Annotated in this window: 13 protein-coding genes; 10 read left to right on the top strand and 3 right to left on the bottom strand. The window is 74.5% G+C overall.

Annotation, left to right across the window (positions count from 1 at the left end):
* Window positions 1–153 precede the first annotated feature (153 nt).
* Genes cobO through cobA form a run of 10 tightly spaced genes read left to right on the top strand, consistent with a single transcriptional unit; the run spans window position 154 to window position 10365 of the window.
* Entirely contained in the window at window positions 154–765 is a 612-nt protein-coding gene (gene cobO / locus DLJ58_RS04490) for a cob(I)yrinic acid a,c-diamide adenosyltransferase (protein WP_124853990.1), read from the top strand.
* Entirely contained in the window at window positions 759–2114 is a 1356-nt protein-coding gene (locus DLJ58_RS04485; RefSeq protein WP_124853989.1) for a cobyrinic acid a,c-diamide synthase CobB, read from the top strand. Before cobO ends, DLJ58_RS04485 begins: the two co-directional genes overlap by 7 nt.
* On the top strand, window positions 2111–2884 hold the full coding sequence (cobI, locus tag DLJ58_RS04480) for a precorrin-2 C(20)-methyltransferase (RefSeq protein ID WP_124853988.1): 774 nt from the start codon (window positions 2111–2113) through the stop codon (window positions 2882–2884). The genes DLJ58_RS04485 and cobI overlap by 4 nt, the downstream gene beginning before the upstream one ends.
* Window positions 2881–3726 (top strand): precorrin-4 C(11)-methyltransferase, encoded by an 846-nt coding sequence (cobM, locus tag DLJ58_RS04475; protein ID WP_124853987.1) that lies wholly within the window; start codon window positions 2881–2883, stop codon window positions 3724–3726. The genes cobI and cobM overlap by 4 nt, the downstream gene beginning before the upstream one ends.
* Window positions 3723–4874, top strand: a complete 1152-nt coding sequence (locus DLJ58_RS04470; protein ID WP_124853986.1) for a cobalt-precorrin-5B (C(1))-methyltransferase — start codon at window positions 3723–3725, stop codon at window positions 4872–4874. The genes cobM and DLJ58_RS04470 overlap by 4 nt, the downstream gene beginning before the upstream one ends.
* Window positions 4871–6196: a precorrin-6y C5,15-methyltransferase (decarboxylating) subunit CbiE gene (gene cbiE / locus DLJ58_RS04465; RefSeq protein WP_124853985.1), complete on the top strand. Its 1326-nt coding sequence runs from the start codon at window positions 4871–4873 to the stop codon at window positions 6194–6196. Before DLJ58_RS04470 ends, cbiE begins: the two co-directional genes overlap by 4 nt.
* Window positions 6193–7920: a precorrin-3B C(17)-methyltransferase gene (gene cobJ, locus DLJ58_RS04460; protein WP_124853984.1), complete on the top strand. Its 1728-nt coding sequence runs from the start codon at window positions 6193–6195 to the stop codon at window positions 7918–7920. Before cbiE ends, cobJ begins: the two co-directional genes overlap by 4 nt.
* Window positions 7908–8105 (top strand): 4Fe-4S binding protein, encoded by a 198-nt coding sequence (locus DLJ58_RS04455; RefSeq protein ID WP_124853983.1) that lies wholly within the window; start codon window positions 7908–7910, stop codon window positions 8103–8105. The genes cobJ and DLJ58_RS04455 overlap by 13 nt, the downstream gene beginning before the upstream one ends.
* Window positions 8102–8698 (top strand): precorrin-8X methylmutase, encoded by a 597-nt coding sequence (locus tag DLJ58_RS04450; RefSeq protein WP_124853982.1) that lies wholly within the window; start codon window positions 8102–8104, stop codon window positions 8696–8698. The genes DLJ58_RS04455 and DLJ58_RS04450 overlap by 4 nt, the downstream gene beginning before the upstream one ends.
* Window positions 8695–10365, top strand: coding sequence for a uroporphyrinogen-III C-methyltransferase (gene cobA / locus DLJ58_RS04445; protein ID WP_124853981.1), 1671 nt, complete (start codon window positions 8695–8697; stop codon window positions 10363–10365). The genes DLJ58_RS04450 and cobA overlap by 4 nt, the downstream gene beginning before the upstream one ends.
* Window positions 10366–10368: 3 nt before the next feature.
* On the opposite strand, the gene DLJ58_RS04440 is transcribed toward cobA, so the two are convergent.
* The 3 genes from DLJ58_RS04440 to DLJ58_RS04430 are packed head-to-tail and all read right to left on the bottom strand — an operon-like array spanning window position 10369 to window position 13723.
* Window positions 10369–12525, bottom strand: a complete 2157-nt coding sequence (locus tag DLJ58_RS04440) for an FtsX-like permease family protein (protein ID WP_124853980.1) — start codon at window positions 12523–12525, stop codon at window positions 10369–10371.
* Window positions 12522–13202, bottom strand: coding sequence for an ABC transporter ATP-binding protein (locus DLJ58_RS04435; protein ID WP_124853979.1), 681 nt, complete (start codon window positions 13200–13202; stop codon window positions 12522–12524). Before DLJ58_RS04435 ends, DLJ58_RS04440 begins: the two co-directional genes overlap by 4 nt.
* Window positions 13199–13723 (bottom strand): PadR family transcriptional regulator, encoded by a 525-nt coding sequence (locus DLJ58_RS04430; protein WP_124853978.1) that lies wholly within the window; start codon window positions 13721–13723, stop codon window positions 13199–13201. The genes DLJ58_RS04435 and DLJ58_RS04430 overlap by 4 nt, the downstream gene beginning before the upstream one ends.
* Window positions 13724–13799: the final 76 nt, after the last annotated feature.

Below are 13799 nucleotides of genomic sequence, written 5' to 3'. Positions count from 1 at the left end.
GTGCGTCGGCGGCGTCAGATGTGGATAAGAGACAGGTCCCGCGGGCACTCCCGCGATCTTGCACTTCCTGTCGCGGCATAGAGGGCGAAGTGTGCATATGACCAACAGAAACTGCAAGATCGCGGGAGTGCCCGCGGGACGGGGGACGGGCTGATGCCGCAGGGACAGCCGAGTTCGGTGCCCGCTGACGGGTTGACGACCCGGCAGCGGCGGCACCGGCCACTGCTGATCGTCCACACCGGACAGATGAAGGGGAAGTCGACGGCGGCCTTCGGGCTGGCGTTGCGGGCCTGGACGGCCGGTCTGCCGGTCGGGGTGTTTCAGTTCGTCAAGAGCGCCAAGTGGCGGGTCGGGGAGGAGAACGCCTTCCGGGCGCTCGGCGAGGTGCACGAGCGCACCGGCCAGGGCGCGCCGGTGGCCTGGCACAAGATGGGAGAGGGCTGGTCCTGGATCCAGCGCGGCGGCGACGCCGACCACGCCGCCGACGCCCTGGAGGGCTGGCGGCAGATCCAGCGTGACCTGGCCACTGAGCGCTACGGGCTGTACGTGCTGGACGAGTTCACCTACCCGATGAAGTGGGGCTGGGTGGACGTCGACGAGGTGGTCGCCACCCTGGCCGACCGCCCCGGCTTCCAACACGTCGTGATCACCGGTCGGGACGCCGACCCGCGCCTGGTCGCCGCCGCCGACCTGGTCGCCGAGCTGACCAAGGTCAAGCACCCGATGGACGCCGGCCAGAAGGGCCAGAAGGGCATCGAGTGGTGAGCGCGCACAGGTCGTTGCCCCGGGTGGTGGTCGCCGCCCCGGCCAGCGGCCACGGCAAGACGACGGTGGCCACCGGGCTGCTCGCCGCGCTGCGCCGACGGGGCCTGACGGTCAGCCCGCACAAGGTCGGCCCCGACTACATCGACCCCGGCTACCACGCCCTCGCCGCCGGGCGACCCGGGCGCAACCTCGACCCGTTCCTGGTCGGGGCCGACCGGATCGCCCCCCTGCTCCGGCACGGCGCGAGCGTCCCCACGCCCGCCGACATCGCCGTGGTCGAGGGCGTCATGGGCCTGCACGACGGCGCGGTGGGCCGCCGCGACTTCGCCTCCACCGCGCACGTCGCCCGGCTGATCGAGGCACCCGTGCTGCTGGTGCTGGACACCACCGCCCAGGGCCGGTCGGCCGCCGCGCTCACCCTCGGCATGGCCGCGTTCGACCCGGCGGTACGGATCGGCGGGGTGATCCTCAACCGGGTCGGCTCACCCCGGCACGAGACGCTGCTGCGCGACGCCCTCGCCGAGGTGGGCGTACCGGTGCTCGGGGCGGTGACCCGCGCCGCCGAGGTGGCCGCGCCGGCCCGGCACCTCGGACTGGTGCCGGTCGCCGAGCGGGCACCCGAATCCGTCGCGATCGTCACCGCGCTCGCCGAGCTGGTCGAGGCCACAGTGGACCTCGACGCCGTGCTCGACCTGGCCCGGAGCGCCCCGCCGCTGACCACCCCGGCGTGGGACCCGGTCGCCGCCGTCGGCGGGCCGGCCGGCGTCGAGCGGCCACGGGTCGCGCTCGCCGGTGGCCCGGCCTTCACCTTCTCGTACGCGGAAACCGCCGAACTGCTCACCGCGGCCGGCGCGGACGTCGTCACCGTCGACCCGCTGCGCGACCCGACGCTGCCCACCGGCACCCGGGCGGTGGTGATCGGCGGCGGCTTCCCCGAGGCGTACGCCCAGACGCTGGCCGACAACACCGCGCTCCGCGCCGAACTGGCCGACTTCGACGGGCCGATCGTGGCCGAGTGCGCAGGACTGCTCTACCTCGGGCGGTCCCTGGACGGCGTACCGATGTGCGGCCGGCTGGACCTGACCGCCCGGATGACCGACCGGCTCACCCTCGGCTACCGGGAGGCTTTCGCCGTCACCGACTCCCCGGTGGCGCGCGCCGGTGAGCCGGTACGCGGCCACGAGTTCCACCGCACCACCACCGACCCGGGGCACGGCGACGCGCCGGCGTGGCGCTGGAACGACGCCGAGCACGGCTTCGTGGCCGGCCGGGTGCACGCCTCCTACCTGCACACCCACTGGGCCGGTCACCCGGACGCGGCCCGCCGACTGGTCGAGGCGGCCCGATGAGCGCCACGCTCACCGGGGTCGGCGTCGGCCCGGGCGACCCGGAACTGCTCACCGTCAAGGCGGTGCGGCTGCTGCGCGAGGCCGACCTGGTCTTCGTACCCGTGATGGCGGAGCGGGTCGCGCCCACCGCGCCCGCCGGTGCGACGCTGCCGGGTGCGGATGCCGGGCGGGCCGAGGCGACCGTCCGGGAGTACGTCACGGCGGAGCAGCTGCGTCGGCTGCCGTTCGCGCTGGACGACCGGGGTGGGGTCACCGCGCGCCGGGCGGCCGCCTGGGACGACGCCGCCCGGGTGGTGGTCGAGGCGATCGACGCGGGCGCACGGTCCCTCGCGTTCGCCACCATCGGCGACCCCAACGTCTACTCCACCTTCGGTTACCTGGCTCAGAGCGTCCGCGCGCTGCGCCCGGCGGTGCGGGTGGCGACAGTGCCCGGCGTCACCGCCATGCAGGAGTTGGCGGCGCGCAGCGGCACCCCGCTCTGCGAGGGACGGGAACCACTCACCCTGCTGCCGGCCACCGCGGGCCTGGCGCTCTTCGCCGACGCCCTCGCCGGGCCGGGCACCGTGGTCGCCTACAAGGGCTGGCGGCGGCACCCGGAACTGCTCGCCGAGCTGCGCCGGCAGGGCCGCCTCGCCGACGCCGTGCTCGGACGCAGCCTGGGGCTCCCCGGTGAACGCATCGGGCCGGTCGACGACACCGAGCACGACCTGCCGTACCTGTCGACGCTGCTGGTTCCGGCCCGCCGCGAGCACCGAGGAGGAAAGCTGTGACCAGCGACGGCACCGTGTGGTTCGTCGGAGCCGGTCCGGGGGCGGCGGACCTGCTGACCCTGCGGGCCGCCCGGGTCATCGCCGAGGCGGACATCGTGATCTGGGCGGCCAGCCTGGTGCACGCCGACGTACTCGACCACGCCCGACCCGGCGCGGAGATCGTCGACTCGTCGCAGCTGCCCATCGAGGGTGTGCTGCCGCTCTACCGGCGTGCCGCCGAGCAGGGGCTGAGAGTGGCCCGGATCCACTCCGGAGACCCGGCGCTGTGGGGCGCGGTGCAGGAGCAACTGGACCTGTGCCGGGCGCTCGACCTGGCCGTCGAGATCGTGCCCGGTGTGTCCTCGTTCACCGCCGTCGCGGCGATCATCGGACGGGAGCTGACCGTGCCCGAGGTGGCCCAGTCGGTCATCCTCACCCGCCTCGAAGGCGGCAAGACCCCGATGCCGCCCGGCGAGCGGGTCCGGGACTTCGCCCGGCACGGCACCACGATGGCGCTGTTCCTCTCCGCCGCCCGCTCCGGGCAGGTGCAGGCCGAGCTGTTGGCCGGCGGCTACCCCGACGACACCCCGGCCGTGGTGGCGTACCAGGCGACCTGGCCCGACGAACTGGTGGTGCGCTGCACGGTCGGCACCCTGGAGGCGACGGTCAAGCAGCACAGGCTGTGGAAGCACACCCTGTTCCTGGTCGGCCCGGCCCTCGCCGCCGAGGGCACCCGCTCGCACCTCTACCACCCCGGGCACTTCCACACCTTCCGCCGGGCCGAGCCGGCCGCCCGCGCCGAGCTTCGCCGTCAGGCCGGCGCCCGCACCGGGGGGACAGCCACACCGGGGCACACACCATGACGTACGCGGAGCCACCGCTGCGCGAGCCGGACCTGCCGCGTACCGCGAAGGTCTGGCCCACCGCGCTGCGCACCGGCTGGACCACCGGCGCGTGCGCGACGGCGGCGGCCAAGGCAGCGGTCACCGCGCTGGTCACCGGCACCACCCAGCAGGAGGTGGAGATCGGGCTGCCCGCCGGACGCCGGGTGCGCTTCCCGGTGGAGCGCTGCGAGGTGACCGGCACCCCACCGGTGCGCGCCGAAGCGGTCGTGGTCAAGGACGCCGGGGACGACCCGGACGTCACCCACGGAGCCGAGCTGACCGCCACGGTGAACTGGACCGACGTGCCCGGCCTGCGGCTGGCCGGTGGTGCCGGCGTCGGCACGGTCACCAAACCCGGCCTCGGGCTGGCGGTCGGCGGCCCGGCGATCAACGACACCCCCCGCCGGATGATCGGCGAGGCGGTGGCCGAGGTGGTCGACCTCGGCGAGGTCGGGGTCCGGGTGGTGATCAGCGTGCCCCGAGGCGAGATCATGGCCCGCAAGACCACCAACCGTCGGCTCGGCATCCTCGGCGGCATCTCGATCCTCGGCACCACCGGGATCGTCCGTCCCTTCTCCACCGCGTCGTGGCGCGCCAGCGTCGTGCAGGCCGTGCACGTGATGGCCGCCCAGGGCGAGCCGACAGTGGTGCTCTGCACCGGAGGGCGCACCGAGCGGGCCGCCCGTGCGCTCCTGCCGGACCTGCCCGAGGTGTGCTTCGTCGAGGTCGGCGACTTCACCGGGGCCGCGGTGACCGCCGCCGTCGAGGACGCGATGACCGGGGTGGTCTTCGTCGGCATGGCCGGCAAGCTCGCCAAACTCGCGGCCGGCATCCTGATGACCCACTACACCCGCTCCAAGGTCGACCTGTCCCTGCTCGGCGCGGTGACCGCCGAGGCTGGAGGCGACCCGGCGCTCGTCGCCGCCGTGACCGAGGCGAACACCGGGCGGCACGCGTACGAGCTGTGGGAGGCCGCCGGGCTGCTCGCCCCGGCCGGCGACCTGCTCTGCCAGCGGGTCCGCCAGGTGCTGCGGCGCTTCGCCGGGCCGACGGTCACAGTGGACGTGGCGATGGTCGACTTCGCCGGAGCGCACGTCGTCGCCTCGTCCGGCCGGTGGCCCCGATGACGCGAATCGCCTCGGTGACGCCGGTGGCCCCGGTGACCGCCGTGACTGTGGTCGGTCTGGACGCGGCGGGCGCACCGCCGCACCCCGCACTCGCACCGGTGCTGGCCACCGCCGGACTGGTGGTCGGGGCCGCCCGGCACCTGGCCGCGGTGCCCGTACCGGCCGGCGCGGACACCATCACCCTCGGGCCACTCGCCCCCGCACTGCGCCGCCTCGCAGCGGCCGTCGATGCCGGAGTGCCGGCCGTGGTGCTGGCCAGCGGCGATCCCGGCCTGTTCGGCATCGTCCGGCGGCTGCGCGCGGCCGGGCTGCCGCTGCGGGTGGTGCCGGCAGTGTCCAGTGTGGCCGCCGCGTTCGCCAGCGCCGGACTGCCCTGGGACGGCGCCGCAGTGGTCACCGCGCACGGGCGCGACCCCCGAGCCGCAGTGAACGCCTGCCGGGCGCTGCCACTGGTCGCGGTGCTCACCGCGCCCGGCGCCGGCGCGGCCGAACTGGGCGCCGGCCTGATCGGCTGGTCGCGCCGCCTGCTGGTCGCCGAGCACCTGGGCACCGCCGCCGAACGGATCCGCGCGGTGACTCCCGAACAGGCCGCCGCCGAGACCTGGGCCGACCCGCACGTCCTGCTCAGCCTCGCCGACCCCGTACCGGCCGGTCTCGCGCCCGCCGACGCCGTACGGGTCGGGTCTGCGGACGCCCCGCCCGCCGACGCCGTTCCCAGCAGGGGCGCGACCGGCGGCATGCGCGCCGACAACCAGCCCGCCGCCGCGCCGATCGGAGGCTGGGCGCTGCCGGAGACCCGGTACGCCCACCGCGACTCCATGATCACAAAATCGGAGGTGCGCGCCCTCGTCGTCGCCCGGCTGCGCCCCCGACTGGGCCGGCTGATCTGGGACATCGGGGCGGGCAGCGGCTCGGTCGGCATCGAGTGCGCGCTGCTCGGCGCGGCCGTGGTCGCCGTCGAACAGGACCCCGAGGCCGGTGCCACCATCCAGGCCAATGCCGCCGCCCACGCCGTGCACGTCCGGTTGGTCACCGGACGTGCCCCGGCGGCGCTGGCCGACCTCCCCGAACCCGACGCGGTCTTCGTCGGCGGTGGCGGCGTCGACGTCCTCACCGCCGTGGTGGCCCGCCAACCCGAGCGGGTGGTGCTCACCCTGGCCGCACTGGACCGGGTCGCACCGGCCGTGGGTCTGCTGCGCGCCGCCGGCTACACGGTCGAGGGCAGCCAGCTCTCCGCCGCCCGCCTCGCCGACCTGCCCGGCGGGTCGATCCGCCTCGCGGCCACCAACCCGGTGGTCGTCCTCACCGGGGAGCGCCCGTGACCGACCAGAACCCGCCCGCCCGGATCGGCCTGGTGGCGGCCACCGCCGCCGGCCGCCGGCACGCCGACACCCTGACCGCCGCCTGGCCGCACGCCCGGCTGATCGAGGCGCAGACCGTCGCCGACGCGCTACGGACCGCCTGGGCCGGGTGTGACGCGGTCATCGCGTTCCTGGCCACCGGGGCGGTGGTGCGCATCGTCGCGCCGCTGCTCGACGACAAGCGCACCGACCCGGCGGTGGTGGTCGTCGACGAGGCGGCCCGGCACGCCGTGGCGCTGCTCGGTGGGCACGCCGGCGGGGGCAACGCGCTCGCCGAGCAGGTCGCCGGCCTGCTGGACGCCCGACCGGTGATCACCACCGCCACCGACGCGGTCGACCTGCCAGGGCTGGACACCCTCGGCTGGCCCGTCCAGGGCGCTGTCGCCGCGGTGTCCCGGGCCATCCTGGACGGCGAGCCGGTCCGGCTGATCGCCGACACCGACTGGCCGCTGCCCGCCCTGCCCCCGAACGTGCGCGCCGCTGACGAGGACCCGACGGACGACGGGTACCGGCTGCTGGTCACCGACCGGGTGGTGCCACCCGACGAGCGGACCGCCGTGCTGCGGCCGCCGTCGCTGGTAGTCGGCGTGGGCGCGAGCCGGGGCGTACCCGCCGCCGAGGTGGCGGAGCTGCTGCACCGGGTGCTGGCCGAGGTCGGCCTCGACCCGGCAAGCCTGCGCTGCGTGGCCACCGCCGACATCAAGGCCGACGAGGCGGGCATCCGCAGCACCGTCGACGCGCTCGGCGTACCCCTGGTGACCTGGTCGGCGACGCGGCTGGCGGCGGTCGACGTGCCGCACCCCAGCGAGGTGGTCCGCGCCGCGGTCGGCACGCCGAGCGTTGCGGAGGCCGCGGCCCTGCTCGGCCCGGACGGCCGGGCCGACGACGCGACGCTGCTGGTGGGGAAGACCGCGACGGCGATGGCCACCGTGGCGGTGGCCCGGCACGCTCCACGCGGCCGGCTGGCCGTCGTCGGCCTCGGGCCGGGCGCCGCCGACCTGCGCACCCCCCGCGCGGTGGCCGAGCTACGTCGCGCCGCCGTGGTGGTCGGCCTCGACCAGTACCTGGACCAGGTCCGCGACGTGCTCCGCCCCGGCACCCGGGTGCTCTCCAGCGGGCTGGGCGCGGAGGAGGCGCGGGCGCGCGCCGCCGTCGCCGAGGCCGCCGCCGGCCGGGCGGTCGCGCTGATCGGCTCCGGCGACGCCGGGGTGTACGCGATGGCCAGCCCCGCCCTGGAGTACGCCGATGAGCGCATCGACGTGGTGGGCGTTCCCGGTGTCACCGCCGCCCTCGCGGCCGGGGCGCTGCTCGGCGCGCCGCTCGGCCACGACCACGCCTACCTGAGCCTGTCCGATCTGCACACCCCGTGGGACGTCATCGAACGGCGGGTGACCGCCGCCGCCGAGGGTGACTTCGTGACCCTCTTCTACAACCCGCGCAGCCGGGCGCGCGACTGGCAACTCGGCAAGGCGCTCGGCATCCTCGCCGCGCACCGGTCACCGGACACCCCGGTGGGCGTGGTGCGCAACGCCAGCCGCCCCGGCGAACAGGTGCACCTCGCGACCCTCGCCACGCTCGACCCGGCCATCGTCGACATGTACAGCGTCGTGGTCGTCGGCAGCAGCGACACCCGGCTGGTCGCCGGCCGGATGGTCACACCCCGGGGGTACCGGTGGCGCTCGTGACGATCGACGCCTGCCAGGGCTGCGGCGCCTGCCTGCTCACCTGCCCCACACACGCGATCCGACCGGTCGCCGGTGGCCTCACCGTCCGCGCCGACCGGTGCACCGGCTGCCTGGAGTGCCTGGAGATCTGCCCTGTCGACGCGATCCGCGTCGTCGAGCCCAACCTTGCTGAAGGAGCCCGATGAGCCGGGTGGTGCACCCCATCGAGGCCGAGTCGTACCGCATCCTGCGCGAGCGCGTCGACCTGTCGCACCTGCCGCGGCTGAGCCGCGCGGTGACCGAGCGGGTGGTACACGCCAGCGCCGACCTCGCGTACGTCGACGACCTCGTGTGCGACGAGGCCGCCCTGGAAGCGGGGCTGACGGCCCTGCGCGCCGGCGCGCCCGTGGTCACCGACGTGGCGATGGTCGCCGCCGGCATCACCCGCGCCGGCCTGGAACTGGTCTGCCCGGTCGCCGAGCCGGCCGCCGCCGCGCTGGGCCGCTCGGCCGGGATCACCCGATCGGCGGCGGCCGTCCGGATCGCCCTGGAACGGGTCGGGACCGGAGCGGTCTGGGTGGTCGGCTGCGCGCCCACCGCGCTCGTCGAACTGCTCAGCCTGGACGCCGCACCGGCGCTCGTCGTCGGCCTGCCGGTCGGCTTCGTGGGCGCCGCCGAGTCGAAGGCGGCGCTGCGGGCCAGCGGCCTGCCCGCCGTGTCCAACGTGGGGGAGAAGGGTGGCTCGGCGGTCGCCGCCGCCGCCCTCAACGCCCTGCTCTACGTCGAGGAGAAGTCATGACCGGGTTGGTCATCGTCGGGCACGGTACGCGCAGCGCGGCCGGGGTCGAGCAGTTCGCCGCTCTCGTCGAGCGGGTCCGCGGTCGCGGGGACATCGACGACGTCGAGGGCGGCTTCATCGAGCTGTCCCGCCCACCGCTGACCGACGCCGTCGGCGCTCTCGTCGCCCAGGGGCACCGCGCGCTGGTGGCGCTGCCGCTGGTGCTCACCGGCGCCGGTCACGGCAAGGGCGACATCCCCGCCGCCATGGCCCGGGAGCAGCAGCGCCACCCCGGGCTGAGCTACCGCTACGGCCGCCCGCTCGGCCCCCACCCGCTGCTGCACGACGCCCTCGAACAGCGCATCGACGCCGCACTGGCCGGCACCGACCGGGCCGGCACGGAGCCAGCTGGTGCCGACCGGGGCGGCACGTGGGTGGCCTTGATCGGGCGGGGGTCCACCGACCCGGACGCCAACGCCGAGGTCGCCAAGGTCGCCCGGCTGCTCTGGGAGGGACGCGGCTACGCGGGCGTCGAGCCGGGGTTCATCTCCCTGGCGCAGCCGTCGGTGCCGGCCGTGCTGGAGCGGCTGCGCCGCCTCGGCGCGCGGCGGATCGTGGTGGCACCGTACTTCCTGTTCGCCGGGGTGCTGCCGGACCGGATCGTCGCCCAGTCGGCGGAGTTCGCCGCCGCCCACCCCGACCTGGACGTCCGCGTCGCCGAGGTGATCGGCGACTGTGACGCCCTCGCCGACCTCGTCCTGGAACGGTACGCCGAGGCGCTGGGCGGGGACATCCGGATGAACTGCGACACCTGCGCGTACCGGGTGTTGATGCCCGGCTTCGCGGACAAGGTGGGTCGCCCGCAACGCCCGCACGACCACCCCGACGACCCGGTCGGCCACCACCATCACCATCACGGGCACGACCACCACGGGCACGCACACCACGACCCTGGCTCGGTCGCCGTGGTCGGTGGCGGGCCGGGGCCCGACGACCTGATCACGGTACGCGGAAAGGCCCTCCTCGACGCCGCGGACGTCGTCGTGGTCGACCGGTTGGCCCCGCAGGGGCTGCTCGCCGGACTGCACCCCGACGTGCTGGTGGTCGACGCCGCCAAGGTGCCCCGTGGCCCGTCGATGGCCCAGGAGGCAATCAACGCGGCCCTGGTGTCGCACGCCCGCGCCGGTCGGCGGGTGGTCCGGCTCAAGGGCGGCGACCCGTACGTCTTCGGGCGCGGCCACGAGGAGGTGCGGGCCTGCGTGGCGGCCGGCGTCCCGGTGACCGTGGTCCCCGGGGTGAGCAGCGCGCTCGCCGCGCCGGCCCTCGCCGGCGTGCCGGTGACGCACCGCGGCGTGGCGCACGACGTCACCGTCGTGTCCGGACACCTGCCGCCCGGGCACCCCGACTCGCTTGTCGACTGGGCGGCGCTGGCTCGCGCCCGGGGCACCGTCGTGTTGCTGATGGCCGTCGACACCATCGCCAAGATCGCGTCGGTGCTGATCGAGCACGGCCGTGCCCCGGAGACTCCGGTGCTCGCCGTGCAGGACGCCGGGCAGGCCGACCAGCGGTCGGTACCCGCCCGGCTGGACGAGATCGGCGCGGTCGCCGCCCGCGAGGACATTCGTCCGCCCGCCGTCTTCGTCCTCGGCCCGGTGGTAGGCCTCACCACCACCGGGCCGACGGGATGACGACTACTCGCTGCGGGCGGTCTCCGGACCGGTGATGCGTTCCAGCAGCGGCAGGGTGGAGGCGATGACACCGAGGCAGGCTGCCAACCCGACGACGACGATCACGTAGAAGCGTGGCTCCGGCGCGATCAGCGTGTAGCCCATCTGCGCCCGCAGGAACAGATGCGCGGCGAGCAGGCCCATCCCGATGGCGACGGCGGCGACGGCCAGCATCGGTACGGCGCTCTCCAACGCCACCACCCGACGCAGGACCCGCACCGGCGCGCCGCTGAGGCGCAGCAGGCTGAACGGGCGTCGGCGTTCGGTGAGCCCGCCGATGACGCTGACCGCCAGGCTGCACCCACCGAGCGCGAGGCTGGCGATGATGATGACGTTGGCCAGTTGCTCCCAGCCGCGCAGCGTGTTGGCGAACTCCGACTCGAAGTCACCGGGCACGTTCGGCGCCACCCGGAAGGCCGGCAGGGCGGTCTCGAGCACGGTGCGCGAGCGCTCGATGGTGGCGGCGGAACCGTCCGTGTCGACGACGATCGACATCACCGGTAGCTGTTGGAGTTCGCCGAGTGGAACCGATGCGGCGGGCCAGACCCTGGTGGACGACGCCGACTCCCGGAAGGGGATGAGACCCGTCGCTACCTCGGCGACGGTGGCGCCCTCGGCGCACCGGCCGTACGCGTTCGGGATCTCGGCGCATGCGATCAGGCCGGGCTCGCTGGCGCTCATCCAGTCCGGGTTCTCGCGCACCGCGAACGCGGACCGCACGCCGGTGATCGAGCGTAGGTCGGTGAAGAGCGAGTCAGGCGTTGCCGGTGCATCCTCAGGAAGGTAGAGCGACACCTGTCCCGCCTCGGTCGAGCCGACCGGTGCCGGGCCGCGGTTGGTGACGATCGTGGTGATCACGCCGACGGCCACGCTCGTCACGAAGAGCGCGAGCATGATGCCGCTGATCGCCCGGAAACCGGCCTTCGGGTTGTCAGCGAGGCGTCGCGCGGCGATGAGGGTGGCGGGGCGGTTGGCGTACCGGGCCATGATCCGGGCGCCGACCATCGTCAGCCACGGGCCGGCGAGGATCAGGCCGGCCATGATGAGCAGCAGGCCGGGAAGGAACACCGCGGCCTGGCCATCGGATGTCGGGGGCCGGAACCCGATGGCGAAGAACAGCACGGCGACACCGAGCAGGATCGGGATCAGCCGGTACGCCCGCGGGGCGCGGGGAGTGACCCGGCGGGTCACGCCCAGCGGCGAGATCCGTACCCGGCGCAGCGAGACCTGGGCCGCCACCGCCGCGCCGGCCGGAACGCCGAGCGCCACCAGCAGGGCGTCCAGCACCCCCAGCGACATGTCGCTGGGGAAGAACGGCATGCCCGTGAACGGGATGCCCGCCATCGGGCCGCGGAAGGCGTAGAACAGGCCGAAGCCGACGGCGGTGCCGATGACGGCCGCGGTAGTCGCCTCCACCGCCGCGACCACCGAGATCTGCTTCGGGGTGGCGCCGACCAGGCGCATCGCGGCGAAGCGCTGCTCGCGGCGGGCAGCGTTGAGCCGGGTGGCGGTGCCGACGAAGATCAGCAACGGGAACAGCAGCCCGCCGGCGATCACGCTCAGGATGAGGTTCACCGTCGTCTCGGGCAGCGCGGGAGTGTCGCCGACGGTGGTGAGCTGCTTGGCGGAGGGCAATCTGGCCACCTCGTCGGGGGTGCCGCCCCGGATGACGAGCATGGTGTCCGGTGAGGTCAATCCGGCCGGACCGACGGTGCCGATGTCGCGCCCCGGGTAACGGTCAGCCAGTTGGTCGGCGGGGTGGGCGGCCAGCAGCTTCCGCAACGCGGGCGAGGCGTAGTACTCCCCGGGCCCCGGCGTGCTCGGGACGCCGGTCGGGGTGGGCGCGTCCGGGCCGGTCGCGGCGACGTCGATCAGAATGATCTGCTTGCCGTGGAAGTAGTCCTCGCGCGTCGACCACCACAGGGGATCGGCGTCGCCGCCCGTCGAGGCGTTGGGATAGACCGATGCGTACCGGGTGAGCTGGGCGTTGACCGCGTTGACCCCGGCGAGGGTGGTCAGCAGCAGCCCACTGCCGATGGCGACGGCGACGGCGATGACGATCAGGCGGGTGAGCGCCTCCCGGCCGCCGGCCAGGGCGAGGCGGAGCCCGAAGCGGATCATGAGGCGATCCGGTCCGGCGCGTTCACGCGCCCGTCGCGGACCATGACCTCACGGTCGGCGTACGCGGCGATCCGGGGCTCGTGGGTCACCAGGATGACGGTGGTGCCCTGCTCGCGGGCGGCGCCGACCAGCAGGTCCATCACCTGCTCGCCGGTGAGCGAGTCGAGCGCGCCGGTCGGCTCGTCGGCGAAGAGCACCTGCGGCTCGGCGACCAGGCCGCGAGCCAGGGCGACCCGTTGCGCCTGTCCGCCGGAGAGCTCACCCGAGCGCCGCTGCTCCAGGCCGTCGAGGCCGAGGCGCGAGAACCAGGCACTGGCCTTCGGCAGCGCCCGCTTCCGGTGTACGCCGCTGAGCAGCAGCGGCAGCGCGACGTTCTCCACAGCGGTCAGCTCGGGGACGAGTTGACCGAACTGGAACACGAAACCGAACCGGTCCCGGCGCAGGCTGCTGCGCTCGGTCTCGGCCATGGCGTGCACCCGGGCCCCGTCGAAGAGGATCTCGCCGGAGTCGGGCACCAGGATGCCGGCCAGGCAGTGCAACAGGGTGGATTTGCCCGAGCCGCTGGGGCCCATGACAGCGAGGATCTCGCCCGCCTCCACCGCGACGCTGGCGCCGCGCAGGGCGGGCGTCTGGCCGAAGGAGAACTCGACGTTGCGGGCTTCGATCACGACGCTCACGGCCGCACCTCTTTCCGTAGGGCGTCCAGCCGGGCGCCGGTCATCTCGATCCACCGGAGGTCCGCCTCCAGGTGGTAGAGACCGTGGTCGGCGAGCAGCGCGTCGACCAGGCTGCCGGCGCGCTTGATCTCGGTGAGCTCACGCATCCGGTGCAGGTGCGCGCTGCGCTGGGTGTCGAGGTATTCGGCGGCCGGCCGGTCGAGCATCAGCGCGAGCACGACCTTGGCGAACAGCACCGTCTGCAGGTGCGGCTCCGGGTCGACAGGTTGGGTGAGCCACTGCTCGACCTCTGTCGCGCCGACGTCGGTGATGACGTAGCGCTTGCGGTCGGGGCCGGAGCCGGGGGCGACGTCGCTGATCACCACCTTGCCGTCGCGGGCCAGTCGGCTGAGGGTGGAGTAGACCTGGCCGAACGGCAGTGGCTTGCCCCGGCCGAAGAAGGCGTCGTAGTCGCGCTTCAGGTCGTATCCGTGGCTGGGCTCGCGTTCGAGGAGTCCGAGGAGGGTCAGTGGCACACTCATGCCGAGGAGACTACACCGAGGGTATACCTCGCGTGTATACCCTCGGTGCTTTCGTGGGGAACGCCTGGTCCAGGCG

The sequence above is a fragment of the Micromonospora arida genome (assembly GCF_003857035.1).
Classification (GTDB): Bacteria; Actinomycetota; Actinomycetes; order Mycobacteriales; family Micromonosporaceae; genus Micromonospora; species Micromonospora arida.
Note: the sequence above shows the minus strand (reverse complement) of the source record. Positions and strands in the feature narration are given on the sequence as shown.